General features: G+C 37.6%; 22 protein-coding genes and 1 pseudogene. 11 read left to right on the top strand and 12 right to left on the bottom strand.

Going from position 1 to position 22,440, the window contains the following annotated elements:
* Window positions 1-189: 189 nt before the first annotated feature.
* From ACPT8O_RS05900 to ACPT8O_RS05880, 5 genes are all read right to left on the bottom strand, one after another.
* Window positions 190-1,236 carry a CYTH domain-containing protein gene (locus tag ACPT8O_RS05900; RefSeq protein WP_021035307.1) on the bottom strand — a complete coding sequence of 349 codons (1,047 nt, stop codon included), beginning with the start codon at window positions 1,234-1,236 and terminating at the stop codon, window positions 190-192.
* 319 nt (window positions 1,237-1,555) lie between these two features.
* A complete protein-coding gene (locus ACPT8O_RS05895; RefSeq protein ID WP_041175347.1) occupies window positions 1,556-2,272 on the bottom strand; it encodes an HvfC family RiPP maturation protein in 717 nt (238 codons plus the stop codon).
* On the bottom strand, window positions 2,262-3,185 hold the full coding sequence (locus tag ACPT8O_RS05890; protein WP_005647267.1) for an HvfB family MNIO-type RiPP peptide maturase: 924 nt from the start codon (window positions 3,183-3,185) through the stop codon (window positions 2,262-2,264). Before ACPT8O_RS05890 ends, ACPT8O_RS05895 begins: the two co-directional genes overlap by 11 nt.
* Before the next feature lie 59 nt (window positions 3,186-3,244).
* The gene (locus ACPT8O_RS05885) at window positions 3,245-3,532 is read right to left on the bottom strand and encodes an HvfA family oxazolone/thioamide-modified RiPP metallophore (protein WP_005671572.1); all 288 of its coding nucleotides are present in this window, start codon (window positions 3,530-3,532) and stop codon (window positions 3,245-3,247) included.
* Between the two features lie 38 nt (window positions 3,533-3,570).
* Window positions 3,571-4,011 carry an HvfX family Cu-binding RiPP maturation protein gene (locus ACPT8O_RS05880; RefSeq protein WP_005653243.1) on the bottom strand — a complete coding sequence of 147 codons (441 nt, stop codon included), beginning with the start codon at window positions 4,009-4,011 and terminating at the stop codon, window positions 3,571-3,573.
* A gap of 222 nt (window positions 4,012-4,233) precedes the next feature.
* Here ACPT8O_RS05880 and ACPT8O_RS05875 point away from each other — a divergent pair, with 222 nt between their 5' ends.
* The 7 genes from ACPT8O_RS05875 (at window position 4,234) to ACPT8O_RS05845 (ending at window position 10,729) form a co-directional block, all read left to right on the top strand.
* A complete protein-coding gene (locus ACPT8O_RS05875) occupies window positions 4,234-4,914 on the top strand; it encodes a TIGR00153 family protein (protein WP_005647270.1) in 681 nt (226 codons plus the stop codon).
* Window positions 4,915-4,938: 24 nt separating this feature from the next.
* Window positions 4,939-6,201, top strand: coding sequence for an inorganic phosphate transporter (locus tag ACPT8O_RS05870; protein WP_021035309.1), 1,263 nt, complete (start codon window positions 4,939-4,941; stop codon window positions 6,199-6,201).
* A 65-nt stretch (window positions 6,202-6,266) separates the two neighbouring features.
* The gene (locus tag ACPT8O_RS05865) at window positions 6,267-6,878 is read left to right on the top strand and encodes a TIGR04211 family SH3 domain-containing protein (protein ID WP_021035310.1); all 612 of its coding nucleotides are present in this window, start codon (window positions 6,267-6,269) and stop codon (window positions 6,876-6,878) included.
* Between the two features lie 6 nt (window positions 6,879-6,884).
* Window positions 6,885-8,135 carry a multifunctional CCA addition/repair protein gene (locus ACPT8O_RS05860; RefSeq protein ID WP_021035311.1) on the top strand — a complete coding sequence of 417 codons (1,251 nt, stop codon included), beginning with the start codon at window positions 6,885-6,887 and terminating at the stop codon, window positions 8,133-8,135.
* 71 nt (window positions 8,136-8,206) lie between these two features.
* The gene (gene lolB / locus ACPT8O_RS05855) at window positions 8,207-8,827 is read left to right on the top strand and encodes a lipoprotein insertase outer membrane protein LolB (protein WP_162690886.1); all 621 of its coding nucleotides are present in this window, start codon (window positions 8,207-8,209) and stop codon (window positions 8,825-8,827) included.
* A gap of 11 nt (window positions 8,828-8,838) precedes the next feature.
* Window positions 8,839-9,780, top strand: coding sequence for a 4-(cytidine 5'-diphospho)-2-C-methyl-D-erythritol kinase (ispE, locus tag ACPT8O_RS05850; protein ID WP_041175416.1), 942 nt, complete (start codon window positions 8,839-8,841; stop codon window positions 9,778-9,780).
* 1 nt (window position 9,781) lies between these two features.
* Window positions 9,782-10,729, top strand: a complete 948-nt coding sequence (locus tag ACPT8O_RS05845) for a ribose-phosphate pyrophosphokinase (protein WP_021035314.1) — start codon at window positions 9,782-9,784, stop codon at window positions 10,727-10,729.
* 63 nt (window positions 10,730-10,792) lie between these two features.
* Here the strand turns inward: ACPT8O_RS05845 and tyrS are convergent, their stop codons facing one another.
* The 3 genes from tyrS to hmrM form a co-directional block, all read right to left on the bottom strand.
* Complete coding sequence (gene tyrS / locus ACPT8O_RS05840; RefSeq protein ID WP_021035315.1) at window positions 10,793-11,980, bottom strand: tyrosine--tRNA ligase; 1,188 nt, start codon at window positions 11,978-11,980, stop codon at window positions 10,793-10,795.
* Between the two features lie 197 nt (window positions 11,981-12,177).
* Window positions 12,178-12,894, bottom strand: a complete 717-nt coding sequence (gene sfsA, locus ACPT8O_RS05835) for a DNA/RNA nuclease SfsA (protein WP_021035316.1) — start codon at window positions 12,892-12,894, stop codon at window positions 12,178-12,180.
* 8 nt (window positions 12,895-12,902) lie between these two features.
* Complete coding sequence (gene hmrM / locus ACPT8O_RS05830; protein ID WP_005693623.1) at window positions 12,903-14,297, bottom strand: sodium-coupled multidrug efflux MATE transporter HmrM; 1,395 nt, start codon at window positions 14,295-14,297, stop codon at window positions 12,903-12,905.
* A 43-nt stretch (window positions 14,298-14,340) separates the two neighbouring features.
* Here hmrM and ribE point away from each other — a divergent pair, with 43 nt between their 5' ends.
* Window positions 14,341-14,955: a riboflavin synthase gene (gene ribE, locus ACPT8O_RS05825; RefSeq protein WP_006996444.1), complete on the top strand. Its 615-nt coding sequence runs from the start codon at window positions 14,341-14,343 to the stop codon at window positions 14,953-14,955.
* Window positions 14,956-15,022: 67 nt separating this feature from the next.
* On the opposite strand, the gene pepN is transcribed toward ribE, so the two are convergent.
* The 4 genes from pepN to ACPT8O_RS05805 form a co-directional block, all read right to left on the bottom strand.
* Window positions 15,023-17,632, bottom strand: coding sequence for an aminopeptidase N (gene pepN / locus ACPT8O_RS05820; protein ID WP_041175417.1), 2,610 nt, complete (start codon window positions 17,630-17,632; stop codon window positions 15,023-15,025).
* Between the two features lie 359 nt (window positions 17,633-17,991).
* A complete protein-coding gene (locus ACPT8O_RS05815) occupies window positions 17,992-18,609 on the bottom strand; it encodes a fimbrial protein (protein ID WP_021035318.1) in 618 nt (205 codons plus the stop codon).
* A 13-nt stretch (window positions 18,610-18,622) separates the two neighbouring features.
* Window positions 18,623-18,880, bottom strand: a complete 258-nt coding sequence (locus ACPT8O_RS05810; protein WP_227894310.1) for a FimD/PapC C-terminal domain-containing protein — start codon at window positions 18,878-18,880, stop codon at window positions 18,623-18,625.
* A 26-nt stretch (window positions 18,881-18,906) separates the two neighbouring features.
* The gene (locus tag ACPT8O_RS05805; protein ID WP_021035320.1) at window positions 18,907-19,770 is read right to left on the bottom strand and encodes a fimbria/pilus outer membrane usher protein; all 864 of its coding nucleotides are present in this window, start codon (window positions 19,768-19,770) and stop codon (window positions 18,907-18,909) included.
* Window positions 19,771-19,911: 141 nt separating this feature from the next.
* Here ACPT8O_RS05805 and ACPT8O_RS05800 point away from each other — a divergent pair.
* The 3 genes and pseudogenes from ACPT8O_RS05800 (at window position 19,912) to purK (ending at window position 22,421) form a co-directional block, all read left to right on the top strand.
* Window positions 19,912-20,565 (top strand): annotated as a pseudogene (locus tag ACPT8O_RS05800) (fimbrial protein).
* A gap of 203 nt (window positions 20,566-20,768) precedes the next feature.
* Complete coding sequence (gene purE, locus ACPT8O_RS05795) at window positions 20,769-21,263, top strand: 5-(carboxyamino)imidazole ribonucleotide mutase (protein WP_425623308.1); 495 nt, start codon at window positions 20,769-20,771, stop codon at window positions 21,261-21,263.
* A gap of 69 nt (window positions 21,264-21,332) precedes the next feature.
* A complete protein-coding gene (gene purK / locus ACPT8O_RS05790; protein WP_425613284.1) occupies window positions 21,333-22,421 on the top strand; it encodes a 5-(carboxyamino)imidazole ribonucleotide synthase in 1,089 nt (362 codons plus the stop codon).
* The last annotated feature ends 19 nt before the right edge of the window (window positions 22,422-22,440 follow it).

Genomic DNA, 22,440 nt, shown 5'->3' with positions numbered 1-22,440 from the left:
CGTGGGTAAGTATACCCACAGTTAATTTATGTTTATAGTAGTTCCATCTGGGGAACATCAAATCACTCCAACAAGTGGCACTTCCCGTGGGTAAGTGTACCCACGGTTAATTTATGTTTATAGTGGTTCCCCTTTGGGGAACATCAAACTACCCCAACGGGGTAGCACTGAGACTAGCCTAGGGTATACCTACCCTAGGTCATAAGATAATTCCATTAATTTAATCATTCGCTCAAAATAAGCTCGACTTTTCAAAAGTGCGGTCAATTTTTCAATAGTTTTTTCATTGTCTTTCGTTTCACTATGAAAACGAATCAAGTTACGAATTTCAACAAAGATTTTCTGATTGCTTTCTAACAAAGCTGGTAAGAGCGTTTCTTTTTGTTTCTCTGTTGCCACTGCTTCTAAGATTTTTCCATTTTCATCATAATAATGATAAAGATTAAAAAATGCCCCAACTCGCTCCACTGTTTTCATAAAATCTTGGCTAAAAAGTGCGGGAGAAAAAGATAAGGTCTCTTCCAAAAGTTTCTGTTCCATTTTCAACACGGAATTAAATTTTGCACAAAAATCTACCACACTTTCTTCTCGTTCTTCTTTTAATAAATCACGCCATTTATTGAGCCAATCCGTCAAAAATTGTTTTGAACCTAACAAATAACCACGCTTTGCTTTACTTGCACTACTAAAATAAATATCTCTTTCGAAAGGCAAGGTTTCTACAAAATCAAAAAGATCCTGCACATTACCAGATTTCAATTCAAACTCAATTTCACAAATAGGTTGCTCAGATTCGCCTGCAATAATTTTGCCTTGATCGAACGCCACTTCAATTTTGGATTGTTGAAATTCAACTAACCAAAAAGTGCGGTTAAAATCTGTGAAGAAAATAGGTTGTAGTGTAGAACGAGGTAATTGTTCAAAAGGATAAAGCTCTCTTAATTGAGCATTAGTTGGCGTTTCTTTTTCGGTTAATGATAAATTATATTCTGAGCGACTATGCAATCCACCAACAACTTTACCGTTAGTTTTAAGCGTTAATGTAAGTTCCTGATCTTCTTGACGAATACGTAATCCCATTTTTTGTTTAGCAAGAAAATAATCGGGATAATCATAATAGGTGTTGCCCAAAAATAAATTTTGATGTTCTAAAATCGTAAATTTTGCGAGATATTGTGGCAATTCAATACCTATTTGTGGCGAAATCGCCAATTTTAATTCAATTTCTTGTAGCATAATATTCCTTACTCAAATTAACTGTTTGAATATACAATACAATAGAAATAAATCAAGATTTTTGTGGTGTTTTACTTTACATATTAAACAGCTATAAATGAATTTTTATTTATTGTGATTAAAATATTGCGACTAAAAATACAAAATAATCCGAAAAACATACAACAAATTTCATCGGATAAAATTGATAATTTTAAATAACAAAGCCAAACTAAAATGTGAATATTTGCTAATCTAAATTAGCAATAATTGCGAAATGTCAATAAAAAATAAGATGAAAATATGAATATTTTCATCTTACTCAGCATTTTCAAAAATTTTATCTTTGTTCGGGGTAAATTACTTCAGATGTAACCCATTTCATCCATACTTGCTCTAATAATGGGATTATTGAAGTACTGTCTTCAACCATTGTATTAAGTGCAGACAAAACATTTTCTAATGAATTTGGTTGTTCTTGTAGATAACTTAACAACCAGTAATCTAACTCTGAAAGGATTTGTTGCTGAATCCTAAAATCACTATCACGCCATATAATAACTTGAATTGGCGTATCATCAAATTGTTTAAAGTCACTTGATAAAAAATCAACTTCATAACTTTTTAAATAAGCTGCACCAGATAATTGCATTACGCTATGTCTATCCCACTCAAATTTTTCAGGCACTTTGGCTAAAGAAACTTCTGCAAGTAATTGTGTATTTTCAAAATCCATCAATGCCAATATATTTGCATCAAATATCTCTTTTTCTTGACAAAACAAGAGAAATTCTCCTGCAATATCTTGGAAATAAGGAGAATGCGGATTACCATTTTGCACAAAATTTTCTTTAGCATTTTTCCAATACTCTGGCTCAATATGCAATGGTGCTTCAACAAAACAACGATCAATAAAACCAAAAGCATTATTACGAACTAAACGTGTATATACCGCTAAACGGCTTGCAGCATAACCATTTAAAGGATCTGCATTACCTAACCGAATAGCATTTGCCAATGCTTGCTGAGTTTCTTTCAATGATGACTTAGGCTGCATAAGACATTACCTCTGTGTGAGCGTATTTTTGCTGTAATTGTGCAATATGCTCAACTTCGGCGTAAAGTTCTGCAAATGGTGGGAAGTTGAAATCACGTTCCAATAATGTTGGGGGAATCGTAGGTAATCGTTGATAGGCATATTCGAGTAAATCCCATACAGTGCCTTTTACAGCTTCACCGTGTGTATCAATTAATAATTCAGGTAAATGGCGATATGCTCCTTTTACTTTATTAAATGATTCATTTGCTGAATTCTCTACAACTTGTGCAGCAGAATGTTCTTCATCGTGCCCTGCAATATGAATGTAATTAACACGTTTAACATCAACTTGATCTAAAAAGATATAAGGATCAAGTAATCCGTGATTAACACCATTAACATAAATATTATTCACATCTAAATGAATGCCACAATCAGCCTCTTGTGCGATAGCATTTAAAAATTCCACTTCATTCATTGTGCTAGTAGGAGAATGCAAATAATAAGAAGTATTTTCTAATGAAATTTGTAATCCTAAGAAATCTTGCACATCACGTATTCGTTGTGCAACGTGTTTTACTGCTTCTTCTGTAAATGGCATAGGTAATAAATCATATAAATGCCCTTCACATTCACAATAACTTAAATGTTCAGAAAAGAAAGACGAATTATATTGATTAATTAATGCTTTCGTATTACGGAGTAATTCGCGATCAAGTGGTGCTTGCCCACCTAAAGAAAGTGAAAGACCGTGTACTGCTAATGGAAATCTTTCTGCTGCTTGATCAAATTGATAACGTGCCATTCCACCCATTTTACTCCAATTTTCTGGTGCGACTTCAATAAATTGAATAGCGTTATTTGAGGGAAGTTGTAAAAAATCCTCAGCTAAATTCCGACGATAACCTAGTCCAGCGCCTTGTAATTTCATAATTAACTCCTTTTTAATAAAAGCTGGCATAAATTGTTACGCCAGCATAATTATTATTCTTATTTAGAACCGCATTTACCTTCGCCACATTTGCCTTCAGCAGCTTTCGGTTTGCTCGCACCACATTTACCCTCGCCACATTTACCTTCAGCAGATTTAGCTTTGTCTGCACCGCATTTGCCTTCACCACATTTACCTTCTGCAGCTTTCGTTTTGACACATTTATCGCCCACACAAGGTGTTGCTGTATTATCAGTATTGCTTGACTTTGATTCAGCCTGTGCTGCTGTCGCTACTGCCATCGTTAATGCACCTGCTAATGCTGTTAAGGTTGCTAATTTTTTCATTTGAATAATCTCCTAAAGTTTGAGTTTTGAATAAATAATTAGAGAAATTTCAACCAGCTTTTAGTTGGATAAACCTTCTTAATAAGCGTGTCTAAAGAGAGTTTCCCCGCTCCCTGTGTAATTAAGATTAATAAAGTCACCACATAAATTAATGGTAATTTATAACCATTATCACATACGTTATAACCTGAATCGGCGTGAATGCTATACCACGCGACAGAGATTAAAATCGTTAAACTTAATGCACTAAAACGTGTTAGCACCCCAAATATCAGCAAGAATGGGAAAATTAATTCTGATCCCATTGCAACGTGCCAATTAATATCGGCAGGAATAAGATTAAATGGAAAAGGAAAACGATCTTGTATTTCAGCGAACCAATTTTGTCCATTCCATTTTTCTAATCCTGATTCAAAAAACTCCCACGCGAGAAAAAAGCGTAAAATCAATAAACTTACGCCACTGCCGATACCTTGCATCTTACAATCCTTCATTTTTTTACCTTTCAAATTTTCTCGCTTTTAAAGCGAAAAGTGTATTGAGTTACTTATCTTACCACACTAGGAAATATTACCCAGTTACTTAGTTAGTCGAAGATAAACCTTGTTTCTTACAAATTTTTTTGAAAAATTTTAACTATCAACAAAAATCAGGTAATATGCGCACGAATTTTTAACCCCTTAATTTGGAGTAAATCACTTATGGCAATGAATAATATTCTCGGATTATTTGCCCATTCGCCTCTCAAGCCGTTACAAAAACACTCTGAAAAAGTGACCGAATGTAGCGATCTTTTGATTCCTTTTTTTCAAACGACTTTCTCAAAGAATTGGGAACAAGCGGAAGAAAAACGCTTAGAAATTTCTCAATGCGAACGTGAGGCAGATAGTTTAAAACGCGAAATTCGGTTGAAATTGCCACGTGGTTTATTCTTACCTATCGATCGTACTGATCTTTTAGAATTAGTCACGCAACAAGATAAACTTGCCAATTATGCCAAAGATATTGCAGGCCGTATGATTGGTCGTCAATTTGGTATTCCTGAAGAAATGCAGGAAGAATTCTTACATTACGTAAAACGTAGTTTAGATGCAATTCATCAAGCCCACCGAGTAATCGAAGAAATGGATAAGCTATTAGAAACGGGTTTTAAAGGTCGTGAACTCAAATTAGTCAATGATATGATTCAAGAACTTGATTCAATTGAAGATGATACAGACCAAATGCAGATCAAATTGCGTAAAATGCTTTACACCATCGAAAGCCGTTATAATCCAATTGATGTAATGTTCTTATATAAAATTATTGAATGGGTTGGCGTTTTGGCTGACCAAGCACAACGTGTCGGTTCGCGCATTGAATTAATGCTGGCGCGTTCATAATCAACAAAACATAGGAAATTAACTATGGAAATTATTAGTCAATATGGTTCTTGGTTGGTGTGGATCACAGCAGCCTTTGGCTTTTTTATGGCGTTCGGAATTGGAGCAAATGATGTCTCAAACTCAATGGGTACATCCGTAGGATCTGGTACTGTAACAGCCAAACAAGCAATTATTATTGCGTTAATTTTTGAATCTGCAGGTGCATATTTAGCTGGTGGCGAAGTAACACAAACCATAAAAAGTGGCGTAATCGACCCAATGCAATTTGTTGATACACCCGATATTTTAGCCTTAGGTATGCTTTCAACCTTATTTGCATCAGGTGCTTGGTTATTTATTGCAACCAAAATGGGTTGGCCAGTTTCTGGTACACACACTATTATTGGTGCAATTATTGGATTTGCCTGTATTACGATTGGCCCTAGTTCTGTAGATTGGTCAAATATTGGCAGCATCGTTGGTAGCTGGTTTATCACGCCTGTCATCTCGGGTATTTTGGCTTATGCAATCTTTGCAAGTACGCAAAAACTTATTTTTGATACTGAACAGCCATTAAAAAATGCACAAAAATATGGCCCTTATTATATGGGGATAACCATGTTTGTACTTTGTATCGTAACGATGAAAAAAGGCTTAAAACACATAGGCTTAAATCTTTCAAATAGTGAAACTTTAATTATTTCACTTGTCATCAGTCTTATCGGAATGTTGTTCTTCCATTTCTATTTCAAAAGTAAAACATTTACTCAATCTGCAAGTAAAGGCACCTTTGGTGCAGTAGAAAAAGTCTTCAGTATATTAATGTTATTAACCGCTTGTGCGATGGCATTTGCGCACGGTTCTAATGACGTAGCCAATGCAATTGGCCCTCTTTCTGCAGTAGTCTCTATTGTAAATGAAGGCGGAAAAATTGCCTCTAATAGCACTCTTGCATGGTGGATTTTACCCTTAGGTGCATTAGGTATTGCAGTAGGATTAATCACTATGGGGCAAAAAGTAATGGCGACTGTTGGATCTGGGATTACTGATTTAACGCCAAGCCGTGGCTTTGCCGCTCAATTTGCTACTGCGATGACTGTTGTAGTGGCATCAGGTACAGGCTTGCCGATCTCAACAACACAAACACTTGTTGGAGCTATTTTAGGTATCGGTTTTGCTCGTGGTATCGCAGCACTGAATTTAACGGTTATCCGAAATATCATTAGCTCTTGGATCGTCACATTACCAGCTGGTGCATTTTTCGCCATCATTATTTTCTATGTGCTAAGAACTATCTTTAATTAATTGATCTCAATAAAAAGTGCGGTTAATTTTAACCGCACTTTTGTTGTGATGTTTAAGGGGAAAAAATGAAAAAGATCTATAAAGCCTTAATCTCATCTTTACTTTTAAGCACATCAATAAATGTTGCTTATGCTGAAACCCAATATGTTACTGAAAATCTAAGCACGTTTTTACGTCGCGGTGCTGGGGAGCAATTTAAAATTGCAGGTTCAATTCAAGCGGGCGAAGCCGTGAATGTATTAGATCGCCAAGGCAAATACACACTCATTCGTGACAATAAAAATCGTGAAGCTTGGATTTTAAATTCAGACTTAAGCAGTACACCAAGTAGTAAAGAAGAAAATCCAAAATTAAAAGCTCAAGTCCAAGAATTAACCTTAAAACTTAGTCGTTTAGACGGGGATTGGCAACAACGTACCGTCGAAATGCAACGTCGAACTAAACAAGCGGAACAACAAAGTGCGGATCTTTTAGAACAAAATTCACAATTGAAACGTGAACTTGAAATGACCAAAAATAAAAATCGTGATTTAGAAGCGATACTTGATGTGGGTAAACGAGAAATTGCGATCCAATGGTTTATTTATGGCGGTTCAGTATTGGGCGTAGGCTTACTCTTCGGCTTGCTTATTCCTTATGTTTTACCAAAACGCCGCCGTCGTGATGGCTGGGCATAATCACAAATGAAAATTTATTTAGTTGGTGGGGCTGTTCGCGATCAATTATTGGGTTTACCAGTAAAAGATCGTGATTGGATTTTGGTAGGCGCAGACCCCTCTACGCTACTCTCTCTCGGTTATCAACAAGTAGGCAAAGATTTTCCAGTTTTTCTCAATCCTAAAACAAAAGAAGAATATGCGCTTGCCCGAACAGAACGTAAATCTAGCGCAGGTTACACTGGCTTTATTTGTGATTTCTCCCCAACAATCACATTAGAACAAGATTTAATTCGACGCGATCTCACTATTAACGCCATGGCTCAAAGCGAAGACGGTGAAATTATCGATCCTTATGACGGAAAACAAGATTTAGAAAATCGAATTTTACGCCATATTTCTCCCGCTTTTTCAGAAGATCCTTTACGAGTATTACGCGTGGCACGCTTTGCAGCCCGTTATCATTCTCTCGGTTTTAAAATCGCATCAGAAACGCTATCCCTAATGGCAGAACTTGCCCAATCGGGAGAATTACAACATCTCACGGCGGAACGAGTTTGGCTAGAAACAGAAAAAGCCTTAAACGAAAAAAACCCTGAAATTTATTTTGAAACCTTACATAAAACAGGCGCATTAAGCGTTTTATTTCCTGAAATCGATGCTCTTTATGGGGTGCCAAATCCTGTAAAACATCATCCCGAAGTGGACAGTTTTATTCATACCATGTTGGTATTAAAACAAACAGTTCATTTAACTGAAAATAACCATAATCTAAACAAAAGTGCGGTTCGTTTTGCCGCCATTTGTCACGATCTAGGCAAAGCTCTTACGCCTCAAAATATTCTGCCCCATCATTACGGACACGAGCAAGCTGGCATAAAACCAACTAGAACCTTGTGCAAACGCTTGAAGGTTCCAAGTTATTTTCAAGAACTTGCAGAACTGACTTGTGAATTTCACACGCATATTCACAAAGCCTTTGAGCTTCGAGCTGAAACCGTCATAACGCTGTTTAATCGTTTTGATGTGTGGAGAAAACCACAACGCTTTCAAGAATTTCTACAAGTCTGTCTAGCTGATACTCGAGGTAGAACAGGTTTTGAAAATAAAGACTATCCACAAATAGATTACATTAATCAATTATTACAAGCGGCAAATGAAGTAGATGTACAGCAAGTTATTGCAGATGGATTTGAGAAACAAGAAATCAGAAATGAATTGACGAAACGAAGAATCTTAGCGGTTAAACAAACAAAAGAAAATTACCCAAAAAATTAACAAATAAAAGTAACTTTACTCAATTAAACTAAATCCTTAAAATATGCGAGCTTATTGATTTAATGAATAATATGAAAACGTTTAAATTTCTTACCGCACTTTTTGCCACTGCTATTCTAACCGCTTGTACATTAGATATGGATCGACCTACAAATGTGCAATATATTGATAAAACAGATGCGATATGGCAACAGCATTTACAACAGATTCAAAAAATTCAATCCTATCAAGCTAAAGGACAAATTGGTTATATCAGTCCTACAGAACGTTTTTCTAGCCGCTTTGAATGGCAATACCAAAATCCAAAATCTTATACGCTTAAACTCTATTCTTTAATCAGTAAATCTACCCTTTGGATTCAAATGCACCAAAGTGGGATGACAATTTCCGATAACAACGGCAATCAACAATCTGCAGACAATGCCAAACTCTTATTACAAGAGATTATTGGAATGGATGTGCCATTAGAACATTTAGCTTATTGGCTGAAAGGCGAACCAGCAATAAATGCAGATTATCAAGTCGGTACTAACCATTTACTTGGCGCATTTACTTATCATGTGGATGGTTCTCAATGGACAGCAGATTATCTCACTTATCACTCAAATAATTCGATGCCTGAAAACATTCTGCTAAAAAATGACAGCACGAAACAAACTCTAAAAATTCGCGTGGATGAGTGGATTTACTAATGAATACATTAATGAAATCACATCAATTTTCTACCGCACTTTGTCAAAATACAAAACAATCAAATGGGAAGTCATTGCGCTTCCCTAGCCCAGCCAAGCTGAATTTATTTCTTTATATCAACGGAAAATTGCCGAACGGCTATCATGAATTACAAACGCTTTTCCAATTTTTAGATTTCGGCGATTGGTTGGAAATTAGTATCCGTGAAGAAGATAATCAAATTGTTTTAACCCCAGAAATTCCAAATCTAAAAACGGAAGATAATTTGATTTATCGAGCTGCAAAACTTTTACAAGAAAAAGCTAATATTCAATTGGGTGCAAATATTCATTTAGATAAAATTCTTCCAATGGGAGGAGGTGTTGGTGGCGGTTCATCCAATGCAGCAACCGCATTGGTCGCGTTAAATTATTTATGGCAAGCCAATTTATCCATTGATGAACTGGCAAAATTAGGATTAACTCTAGGCGCGGATGTGCCAATATTTGTACACGGACAGGCTGCTTTTGCTGAAGGCGTTGGGGAAAAAATCACTTATTGTGAACCTGCCGAAAAATGGTTTGTTGTATTAAAACCCGATGATTCGATATCGACGGCTGCCATCTTTCAAGATCCAAATTTACCACGTAATACACCGAAAAAATCCCTTGAACAACTTTTGAGTGAATCTTATAAAAACGATTGCGAAAAAGTTGTGGTAAATCATTATTCAAACGTTGAAAAAGCGTTAAACTGGTTGCTACAATATGCGCCAGCAAGACTAACAGGAACGGGAGCTTGTGTTTTTGCTGAATTTGATAATGAAGCAGAAGCGCAAGCGGTATTGAGACAAAAACCAGAAGCATTTTTTGGCTTTGTTGCGAAAGGACTCAATGTTTCTCCCTTGCACGCAATGTTGAAGCAGCTATCATCAATTCATATTCATCGACAATCTAAACCTGAGGTTTTATAAAATGCCTGACATTAAACTCTTCGCGGGTAATGCAACACCTGAACTTGCAAAACGTATTTCTGAACGTTTATATATTTCACTAGGCGATGCGACGGTCGCACGTTTCAGCGATGGTGAAATCCAAGTTCAAATCAATGAAAATGTGCGTGGTGCGGATGTATTTATCATCCAATCAACTTGTGCGCCGACTAATGATAACTTGATGGAATTGATTGTGATGGTAGATGCGTTACGTCGAGCATCTGCTGGCCGTATTACTGCCGTCATTCCTTATTTCGGCTATGCTCGCCAAGATCGTCGTGTTCGTTCTGCTCGTGTACCAATTACTGCTAAAGTTGTAGCAGATTTACTTTCAACTGTTGGTATTGACCGCGTATTAACCTGCGACCTACACGCAGAACAAATCCAAGGTTTCTTTGATGTTCCCGTAGACAACGTATTTGGTTCTCCAGTTTTAATTCACGATATTTTGAAAAAATCTGATCTTGAAAATCCAATTGTTGTTTCTCCAGATATTGGCGGTGTTGTACGTGCTCGCGCTGTGGCTAAATTATTAAACGATACGGATATGGCTATTATTGACAAACGTCGCCCTCGTGCAAACGTAGCACAAGTAATGCATATTATCGGTGATGTTGCAGACCGTGATTGTATTTTGGTAGATGATATGATTGATACTGGCGGTACGCTTTGTAAAGCGGCAGAAGCATTAAAAGAACGTGGTGCAAAACGTGTATTTGCTTATGCAACTCACGCCGTTTTCTCTGGTGCAGCAGCCAAAAACTTAGCTAGCGATGCCATTGATGAAGTTGTTGTTACCGATACTATTCCTCTATCAGAAGAAATGAAAGCGATCGGTAAAGTTCGTGTATTAACACTTTCTTCTATGCTAGCTGAAGCCATTCGTCGCATTAGCAACGAAGAATCTATTTCTGCGATGTTTAACTAAATTAAAACTTCGATAAAAAATACCGCACTTTTATCAGCTAAGTGCGGTATTTTTTTACCTGCTTTATTCAACCGTTACACGCGCAAATTTTCGTTTACCCACTTGGTAAACATTTGTGCCTTTTGGTGCATTGTCTTTCACGTTATCTACTTTTTCGCCGTTGATTTTCACGCCGCCTTGTTGAGCAGAGCGAATTGCTTCTGAAGTGGAAGGCACAAGGCCCGCTTCTTTTAATAAAGTAGCTAAACCTATTTCGCCAGAAAACGTAAATTCAGGCATTTCATCAGGCATTGCGCCTTTTTGGAAACGATTAATAAATTCTTGTTCTGCAGCGTTTGCTGCCTCTTCATTGTGGAAACGTGCAATTAATTCTTTTGCTAATAAGATTTTTACATCACGTGGATTTTTTCCGTTTTCTACTTCCGATTTTAATTGTGCAATTTCGCTTAATGGACGGAATGAAAGAAGATTATACCAATCCCACATCAGTTCATCGGAAATGGACATCACTTTACCGAACATATCGCTTGGTGCTTCCGTTACGCCGATATAGTTACCAAGTGATTTGGACATTTTTTTCTCGCCGTCTAAGCCAACCAGTAATGGAAGTGTAATCGCAACCTGTGGTTTTTTACCTGCTGATTTTTGTAATTCACGGCCAACAAGTAAGTTGAATTTTTGGTCTGTACCACCTAGTTCCACATCTGCATCTAATGCAACAGAATCGTAACCTTGTAATAATGGGTAAATAAATTCATGGATGGCAATAGGTTGGTTATTGCCAAAGCGTTTTTTGAAGTCATCCCGTTCAAGCATACGCGCAACCGTGTAGTTACTTGCAAGACGAATCATACCTTCTGTACCAAGTTTGCTTAACCACTCAGAGTTGAAGACGATTTTGGTTTTTTGTGGATCGAGAATTTTATAAATTTGCTCTTTATAGGTTTCAGCATTACGCAATACATCTTCACGGCTGAGTGGAGGACGCGTTGCATTTTTACCTGATGGATCGCCCACCATTCCAGTAAAATCGCCAATTAAGAAATAGACTTCATGACCGAGTTGTTGAAATTGACGTAATTTGTTTAATACAACAGTATGTCCTAAATGAATATCTGGTGCGGTTGGATCTGCGCCTAATTTTACTTTTAATGGGCGATTTTCTTTCAGTTTTTCGATTAAATCCGCTTCTGAAAGGATTTCATCAGTACCACGCTTTAGTTCCGCGAGAACGGTATTAATGTCAGTCATTATTATTTCCTAAATTATGTTTTAAAAGGTTTTATTATAGGGATTCTTAGCAATTTGTGAATAAAAAAAACGCCTATTTGTGGGGAAATAGGCGGGAATGTTGGAGTGATTATCTAATATTGTTGTTGGAATGATTAGATGATAATTGTTATCAATAATCTTGTCAATAACTAAATGAAAATAATTATCAAAAAATATTATTTTATATAAGGCACCGATTCTGTCAAAGAAAGTGCGGTAGGAATTTCATTAGAAATTTCAAATTGTCCCGCATAAGCATAGGCTTCAACACCTTGTTCCATTGCTTCTTTTAATAAGCGATCATATTCAGGATCAATATATTCCGCGATTTTGAAGCGATCAAAACCGTTATGTAACCCAGCAAACAGCACTACTGCTCGATGACCTTGTTTTTTCATTGCCAATAATTCTCGAACGTGTTTTTGTCCACGCGTAGTAACCGCATCGGGGAACATACCTAAATTGCCTTTTACAAGCGTGATTGATTTCACTTCTACATAACAATCAGGCAAACCCTCGCCTTTTAGTAAGAAATCAATGCGGCTATTTTCCTCGCCGTATTTCACTTCAGGGTAAATTTCATCATACATTGCCAATTCTTTGATTTGCTTATTTTGCAATGCTTCAAAGACAAGCTGATTAGAACGATGCGTATTGATACAGCAAAGCTGTCCATTTGCGAGTTGAGTAAGCTCCCAAGAATGGGGATATTTACGAGTTTGACTATCAGAATGTGAATACCAAATTTTATCGCCTTTTTCACCGCATCCAGTCATCGCACCTGTATTGGCACAATGAATTGTCATAACATCACCAGTTGGCAATTCAATATCCGCAAGAAAGCGTTTGTAACGACGAATTAATTTTGCCGATTGTAAAGCTGGAAGTTGCATAAAGTTCCTTATTTAAGTTTTTCTAAACGTTGTAAAATAGCGTTGTCGTTCATAGCTTGCATTTTTTTCATTCTCAAAGAAAGTAAGAATGCCGCAAAAGTGAGCGAGACCACAAAGGCAATCCAGAAACCTTTCGCATCAATGTGTGGCACAAGCCAATCTGTACGACCTAGCGTATAACCAAGTGGCACACCAATTACCCAATAAGAGAAAAGGGTAATGTATAAAATGACTTTAGTATCTTTATAACCACGTAAAATACCACCAACCACCATTTGAATGGTATCTGAAAATTGATAAAGTGCGGCAAATAATAATAGATTTGCTGCCATGGCGATGACAATTTCATCTGTCACGAAGATCGATGCAATTTCATAACGGAAAAAAATCGTAATTAATGCAGTAACAATTGTCACAGTTAGCCCTAATAATAATGCGGCATAGCCAATTTTCTTCGCATTTTGTGGAGAACCTGCACCCAATGCTTGTCCAACTAAAATCGTCGTTGCCATACCAATCGACATAGGGAACATAAAAATAAAAGAACTAGTATTCAGCGTAATTTGATGGCTTGCCACAATAGTTGCACCCAGCGGAGAAAGCATTAAGGACGTAAGTGCATATAACGCCACTTCGCAACAAATTGCAATGGCAATCGGTAATCCTAAACGCAGTAATTTTTTAAGTGTTTTCGGATTTGGCATTTCAATTAATTGACTAAATACTTTTAGTGAACGTTCTTGAGTATTCGTGTAGGAATAGAAAATCATCATTAAGCACATTGCCCAGTTCACAATAGCTGTCGCAATACCACAGCCCACCGCACCAAAAGCAGGCATACCAAATTTTCCATAAATAAAAATGTAATTAAGCGGAATATTAATCAATAAACCTAAAAAGGTAATGACCATCGCAGGCTTGGTTTTCTCAATCCCATCATTTAAACAACGAAAATTAATCAGCATCAAATAAGCTGGCAATCCCCACAACATGGCATGTAAATAATCGCGTGCTAAATCTGACATTTTGCTTTCCATTTGCATATATTGCAGCGGAATTTCACAGAAATAAATCAGTAAACCTAAAGGAATACTCACGCCTAACACAAGCCAAATGCCTTGGCGAACTTGATGTGCAATGCGATGGTGTTGGCCTGAACCATTCAAATAAGAAATTGTAGGCGGCAATGCCAACAATAAACCTTGCCCAAAAAACATCAATGGCATCCAAATTGAAGCACCAATAGAAATGGCTGCCATATCAGTGGAACTCACTCGCCCCGCCATAATGGTATCCGCTAATCCCATTGAGTTTTGTGCAATTTGCGCTAATAAAATAGGCAAGGAAATTTTAATCAACTTTTTAATATCAGCGTGGTATTGAGATAAAAGACGAAAATTCATAAATTTGATATACTGCTAAAAATTTTTAGAAAAGGAAAAAATTATGTTTACTGGAATTGTCCAAGGCACCGTCCCTATCCACTCCATTAAAGAAAAGGCTAATTTTAGAACACAAGTAGTAAAATTACCACCTGAAATGCGTAAAGATCTGGAAATTGGCGCATCAGTAGCAAATAACGGCGTATGTTTAACTGTAACTGAAATTAACGGCGATCTGGTTAGCTTTGATCTGATGCAAGAAACCTTAAGAATTACAAATCTCGGCACAGTAAAAGTGGGCGATTATGTGAATATCGAACGTGCTATGCAAATGGGAACGGAAATTGGCGGACATTTATTATCTGGTCATATTTATTGCACCGCAAAAATTTCAGATATTATCGCTAGTGAAAATAACCGACAAATTTGGTTCGAGCTGCCAAGCACAGATGTAATGAAATATATTTTAACGAAAGGATTTGTTGCGGTAGATGGCATTAGCCTCACTATTGGCGAAGTAAGAGACACACAATTCTGTGTGAATTTAATTCCTGAAACCTTGCAAAGAACTTTAATGGGGCAACGTAAAGTGGGCGATATTGTGAATATTGAAATCGATCCTCAAACGCAAGCCATTGTAGATACGGTAGAAAATTATTTGCAGTCAAAAAATTTTTAGTTCATTTAAAAATATTCGGTAATTGAATAGAGAATAGGCATAAAGCCTATTCTCACATCATCAAGTATTACTGCAACGCTTTCTCAATTTTTTCAAATAAATCTTTTGACAGATTTTCTACAACGCTTAGGCGTTCTAAAGCACGTTTCATCAGCGTTTGGCGTTGGGCATCAAAGCGAGAAAAACGAATTAATGGCTCGATTAAACGCGCAGCCACTTGCGGATTACTTTCATTTAAACGGATTAACACATCCGTTAAGAAACGATAGCCTGATCCACTTACATTATGGAATGCTTTTAAGTTGTGATTTGCAAAGCTACCTACTAATGAACGTAAACGGTTTGGATTATTAAAATTAAAACTTGGGTGATCCATTAATAACTGAATAATTTCCAACACATTTTCATCTGGGCGAGTGGCTTGTAATGCAAACCATTTATCCATCACTAATCCATCGTGTTGCCATTTTTGTTCAAAATCAGCTAACAACGCATCTCTGCAAGGTAATGCCGCTTTAGTTGCAACACTTAATGCAGCCAATGTATCTGTCATATTATTCGCATTATTGTAGTGTTTTTGCACTAGGTTGTTGCCCAAATTGGTGTAAGCCAAATAAGTTAAGCAAAGATTACGCATTGCACGCAAGGCAATGTCTTGTTGCGTAACTTGATAATCATCAAGACGAATATGGGTATAAACACGCAAGAAATCATCTTTTAAAGATTCTGCAATTTGAGCTTGCATAAATGCTCTTGCGGCTGAAATACCATCAGGATCGATGGTTTTGAAACCCTCGGCAAATTCCATTTCTTTTGGAAGGGTGAGAATTAAGGTCGCCAGTTCAATATCTTTCTCATAATGGTTAAGAACATAAGAAAGTGCGGTCAAAATTTCAGGCGAAATTTCTAGTGGCTCGCCTTGTTGGAAACGCACAACATTACGACGTAATTCTTGTGCAAATAACATCTGAGCAGCATCCCAACGGATAAATTGATTATCTGCAAATTTCAGCAAGCCTAATAACTGCTCCGTTTTATAATCATAATCCAGTTTTACCGGCGCAGAAAAATCACATAACAATGCTGGAATTGGACGACCATAAATGCCGTGAAACTCGAAGACTTGGTCTTTTTCAGTAACATTTAATACATTACTCAACAATTCGCCATTATGTTGTAACATTTGTTTCGTACCGTCCGCATCATAAAGTGCCACTTTTAATGGAATATGTAAATTCACTTTTTCCATTTGATCTGCGGTTGGCGGTGTGGATTGTGAAACCGTTAAACAATAAGTATGCGTTTTTTCATCATAAGCATCGCTAATCAATAATTCTGGTGTACCCGATTGACTATACCAACGGCGGAATTGGTTTAAATCGAGGTTATTTGCCCGTTCCATTGCAGACACAAAATCTTCACAAGTTGCCGCTTTACCATCGTTTTCAGCAATATAAAGTTGCATGCCTTTTTGGAAACCTTGTTCACCTAATAAGGTGTGCAACATACGAATGACTTCTGCCCCTTTTTCATATACTGTCACCGTGTAAAAGTTATTCATTTCAATCACTTTTTCAGGGCGAATTGGGTGCGACATTGGGCTTGAATCTTCGGCAAATTGCACAGTGCGTAAAAATTTCACATTATTAATGCGATTCACCGCACGAGAGCCCGTATCTGAAGAAAATTCTTGATCACGGAAAACTGTTAAGCCTTCTTTCAAACTTAATTGGAACCAATCTCGGCAGGTCACACGATTACCTGTCCAGTTATGGAAATATTCGTGTGCAATCACACTTTCAATGGCAAGATAATCATCATCGGTTGCCGTTTGTGGATTGGCTAATACAAATTTAGAGTTAAAAATATTTAACCCTTTGTTTTCCATTGCGCCCATATTGAAAAAATCGACAGCAACGATCATATAAATATCTAAGTCGTATTCTAAATTAAAGCGATCTTCATCCCATTTCATCGCTTTTTTAAGACTTTCCATTGCCCAAGTTGCACGGTTAAAATTGCCGCGATCTACATAAAGCTCTAAAGCCACTTCACGACCACTTTTAGTAATAAATTTATCTTGTAATAAATCAAAATCTCCCGCCACTAAAGCAAATAAATAGCTTGGTTTTGGGAAAGGATCATTCCATTCCACCCAATGGCGACCATCTTCTAATTCGCCACTTGCAATACGATTACCATTCGAAAGTAAGAATGGATATTTGGTTTTATCTGCCGTAATTTTGGTTGTATAACGCGCCAGCACATCAGGACGATCAAGCATATAAGTGATTTGACGGAAGCCTTCCGCCTCACATTGTGTACAAATACCCTCTCCAGACTGATACAACCCTTGTAATGAAGTATTTTCAGCTGGCACAAGGAAAGTCACAATTTCAAGCTCAAATTCATCCGCACTTTTGTCTTTTAAATCGAGCGTTAAACTCTCGCCATCTTGTTGATAGGCAGTAAATGGCTCGCCATTAAATTTAATAGAAGAAAACTGGAAGCTATGCCCGTCTAAACGCAAAGAAGTCGCTTCATTATTTAAGCGTTGGAATTTTGAGGTTGCAGTCACCACAGTATGTTTAGGATCAAGTTGAAAATCTAAATAAATGTCAGTGACCGTAAAATCTGGTTGTTTGTAATCTTTTCTATATTTTGCTTTGGCTAACATAATTTGCCCCATTCTTATAAAAATTGTGCTTAGGATAAAATTTTATCCTTAAAGTTGCAATGGTATTTTCCTATAAAAATCATTTAGCAAACGTTTACTTGATGTACGTAAAATATGCTATTCTACGCCAAGTTTTTAATTAGTAGTCGCAGATGCAATCATTATAGAATTACCTTCAAAATTATAAGTAAGAATTCTTGATCGACCTGAAAATTGATTTTGCAATCTTGCTTGTTTCGTACTTGCTTCTGCAATATTCCCCATTAAGAAACAAAATAAGAATGCAATTTTAGAGATGGGCGTGAAATACTTTGCGTATGTTGTTAGAGTTTTCATTTTATTCTATTGCCTATTAAACATTACTTATACTGCACTTGAAAAGTTGCAGTGGCTTCAACGTCGCCTGCGGTGGCGGCACCTATGGCGTAATAATGTGCGAAGTAGTCAAAACGGGGTTGAATAACTGTGCCGTTTTGCTCTTTGCCTGTGTCGGGGGCTTTTTCGCTGTTGGCTTGGCTGCCGTCCACTTTAATGGGCGTGCCTGCACCGTCGGCTTTGACAATTTGAATGCCAACATTGGTGGCTTTGCCGCTGCCTGTGGCATTAGAAAGATATATCTGCCCTGTTACTGCCCCGCTAAATAGCAGATTGGCTTTTTTAGCATCGACTGCATTACACTCTTTTAGCGTGATAGAAAAAGGCACGGGGGCGGCGGTTTGCCCTGGATGGCTTAAATTGGCTTTCCCCACCGTTGGCAGGGTAACGGTGCGATTTTTACTGTCTGTTTCAATTTTACAAGTGCCATCACTTAAAATCTCCCCTTCAAAGGTCACTCTGCCGTCATGAGCATATAAAGGCGGTGCAATGAAGCAAGCAAACAAGGCTATTTGACGACAAAAGGCACTCAATGTTTGACCACCGCAAGCGATGGATTTTCGAGCATAAAGTGCGGTTAATTTTCGGTCTGTTTTTTGCATAAATCCTCTTCAATTATTCTGCGGTTTTGCATTGAATATCGTGGTTTTGTATTTGCTTGTTATCCAAATCAACCTGATATTGGAAGCGGCATTGTTCGCTTTCTCGCTCGCCCCATTTGACGATTAACTCGCCTTTTGGCCGGGTAAGTTTATTAGCGAAAAGCACGCCCCCTTGCACCACATCGCCCACAAATGCCCCTTCGCTATCTTGTGCGGTGGATGCCATTGGCACTGGCTCGCCATTTGACAAAGTGAGGTTAAATAACACCATTGTATTTTTGCCCGTGCGGAAATCCACTAAGCTAATTGAATTTGCACGAGGAATGATTTGGCGTGAATAATGGCAAAGCTTTCGCCAACAGGTTGGCTTAAAGTAATACCGTGTTTGTGCGCCACGACAGCACCACTTGCGCCTAATGAAGTGGAGCGATTTTTGAGGCTGTCACGGGAATAAGAGGCACGATAGCTACCAATGCTATTGTTATGTGCAAGATTTGCGTCATAACTGCGGTAGCCTTGATTATTGCGTGAAGCGTTAATGCCATAACTCCATTGATAACGTTCGCCAAAAGAGCCATTTACGCCAAGTCGTTGGTTAATATCGTTACCACTGCGAGAATAACTACTGTCTGCAGAATGGTTATCGCCTAATGGCAGGCTGACACTCAAATAAATGCTGTTGTCGCGTTTGCCTGTTTCTTTGTCAATGCACTGTGAGAGGTTTACAGAGTAATTGAGAATATGGAAACGATTTGCATAAGCCAGTTGATATTGCGTATTCGTGCCACGTTTTTCCCAATAATTATAGGTTTGCCCTGAAAGATAGAGATTGCCCCAATTCCCCAGACTTTGGCTTAAACTCACTTGGAACTGATTTTTCGGGCGGTAAATTTCAGGCAAATACGCCCCGCTAAATTGTCTGAAAGTGCGGTTAAGACCAATGGTGTCGCTTAAGGTGTAAAAATCACGGGAAGAATAGCGATAAGCTGCCAACGTGAGATTGGTGCCAATTTCGTTGAAGTTAATGCTATAACTGCCGTGCAAGCTGTAACCGTTTTTACTGACTTTTTTCAGCGGAAATTCTGCGTGCGACCAAGTGGCATCAGCGGAAAACGCCCCAATCGGCGTGTTTAATCCAAAATAAAATATGAAATGTTTCAAAAAGGACTTTAATTATATATATAATGGAAGCGTTTTTTACTTTTTTGGAAAAACAAATCTTGCTGTTTATTAAGGCTTTGGCATTTTAATAAACGGTTTATATTAATCTTTTTGCCTTATTTATAAGGCACAAACCTCTTTATGGAGCAATTTATTATGAAAAAAAACACTTCTTGGTAGTTTAATTTTATTGGCATTTGCAGGAAATGTGCAGGCGGCAAGTAATGGTGGAAATGATCCAGAAACCGCTGGTAAAGTTACTTTTTTGGTAAGGTTGTTGAGAATACTTGTAAAGTGAAAACAGAAAATAGAGATATGAGCGTAGTATTAAATGATGTAGGTAAATCCCATTTAAAAAACAAGGGGAATACCGCAATGCCAACGCCTTTTACGATTACATTGACTGATTGTACTACAACTGGAGTTGGAGATACGAAAACGAAGAAAGTCGGGGTTTATTTCTATTCTTGGGAAAATGCCGATAAAGACAATAGCTTTACGTTGAAAAATAAAGCCGATCAAGATTACGCAACTAAGGTTAATATTCAGCTTCTAAAAGCTAATGGTATGGATACAATTAAAGTGGTAGGTAATGATACGACCGATTTTTCTTTTCAAAATACGAATAACGGCGTTTCAGCACCAAACGTAAATACTAAACACATTTCGAATAGTACTGAAATAAATGATAAGAATTCAATTGATCTCCAATTTATCGCCCAGTATTACGCAACAGGTCCAGCAACCGCTGGCAAAGTACAATCCTCAGTTGATTTCCAAATTGCTTACGAATAATTCCTAATGTAACGCAATCTAAGCCCACGTGTTTGTTATATCCTGCGTGGGCTTACGCCCAGCCTACAATTACTAAAATTTAAAAATCAAATAATTATAAAATAATCCCCATTAATACGTACATAAATAGCAAACGTTTGCTAGATATATGTAATCTATGCTATTCTACACCACGTTTTAATTAAAAAAATTGAGAAAATAGCATGTCAAAAACTGCACAAATTGCCGTTGTGATGGGGTCAAAAAGTGATTGGGCTACTATGCAAGAGACAACTCAGATTTTAGATGAATTAAACGTGCCTTATCATGTGGAAGTCGTCTCTGCCCATCGTACGCCTGATAAACTTTTCGAATTTGCCGAAAATGCACAAAAAAATGGTTACAAAGTAATTATTGCTGGTGCAGGCGGTGCGGCACATTTACCCGGTATGCTCGCAGCGAAAACACTTGTGCCAGTGCTGGGGGTGCCAGTAAAAAGTTCTATGTTAAATGGCGTAGATAGCCTTTATTCAATTGTGCAAATGCCAAAAGGAATCCCAGTCGGAACATTGTCTATTGGCCCTGCGGGTGCGGCAAATGCTGGATTGTTAGCCGCACAAATTCTAGCAAGTTGGGATGTAGAATTGCTTTCACGCCTGCAATCTTTCCGTGAAAGCCAAACTCGTGCTGTACTGGATAATCCCGATCCACGCACATAAAAATATCTTCAGATCTGACCGCACTTCTAAAGTGCGGTTGTTTTTTTCGTAAATTTAACGAGAAATATTATGCAAAACTCCACCTTATACCCAACGGTTTATGTACTTGGCAACGGACAACTCGGCAGAATGTTAGGTTACGCTGGCGCACCTTTAGATATTTATGTCGAACCCTTAGCCTTCAATGTGCCAGTTTTTGACTTACCTGAAAATGCGATCATCACGGCAGAAATTGAACGCTGGGAAAAAACGCCTTTGACTGAATTACTCGGCAATCATAAAAACTTCGTCAATCAACATGTATTTGGATTATTAGCCGATCGTTTTACTCAAAAATCCTTGCTTGATGAACTGAATCTTTCGACCTCGCCTTGGTGTTTATTAAAAGATAAAACGCAATGGAATGATGTTTTCCAAACTGTTGGCGAGAAAGTCGTCGTCAAACGTAGAACAGGCGGATATGATGGGCGTGGTCAATGGATTATCAGCGATGAAAACAAAGCGGACATCACCGATGACTTATTTGGTGAAGTGATCGCAGAAAAATTTATTCCTTTTGATTATGAAGTTTCTATTGTAGGCGCAAGATTTAAAAATGGCGAAAAGCGTTTTTATCCCGTTACGCATAACCTGCAACAAAATGGTATTTTGCGTTACAGTGTGATTGATAATGCATTTCCTCAACAATCCGCACAACAAAAACAAGCTGAAACAATGCTCGGCAAAATTATGGATAAATTAGGCTATGTGGGTGTGATGGCAATGGAATGTTTTGTTGTAAGCGACAAATTACTAATTAACGAACTTGCGCCTCGTGTACATAACAGTGGACATTGGACACAACTAGGATGCGCGATTAGCCAATTTGAATTACATTTACGTGCGCTACTTGATTTGCCAACACCTGACTTACAAATTTTTGCCCCAAGTGTAATGGTAAATTTAATCGGCACAAACCATAATCCAAAATGGCTTAATATACCTTTTGCACAACTTCATTGGTACGGTAAAGAAGTGAGGGCTGGGCGTAAGGTTGGGCATATCAATCTTTCTCATCCCAATAAAGCGGTCATTATTCAACAATTAGAAAAGCTCCGAATTGAATTACCCGAAGATTATCAATCGGGATTAAATTGGGCGATTGAAAAACTAAAATAATTTAAAAAATGACCGCACT

This window comes from Haemophilus sp. HN_Hi08, assembly GCF_049824455.1.
GTDB classification, from domain to species: Bacteria; Pseudomonadota; Gammaproteobacteria; order Enterobacterales; family Pasteurellaceae; genus Haemophilus; species Haemophilus influenzae_D.
The sequence above is the reverse complement of the archived record's forward strand: the minus strand, read 5'-3'. Positions and strand labels throughout refer to the sequence as shown.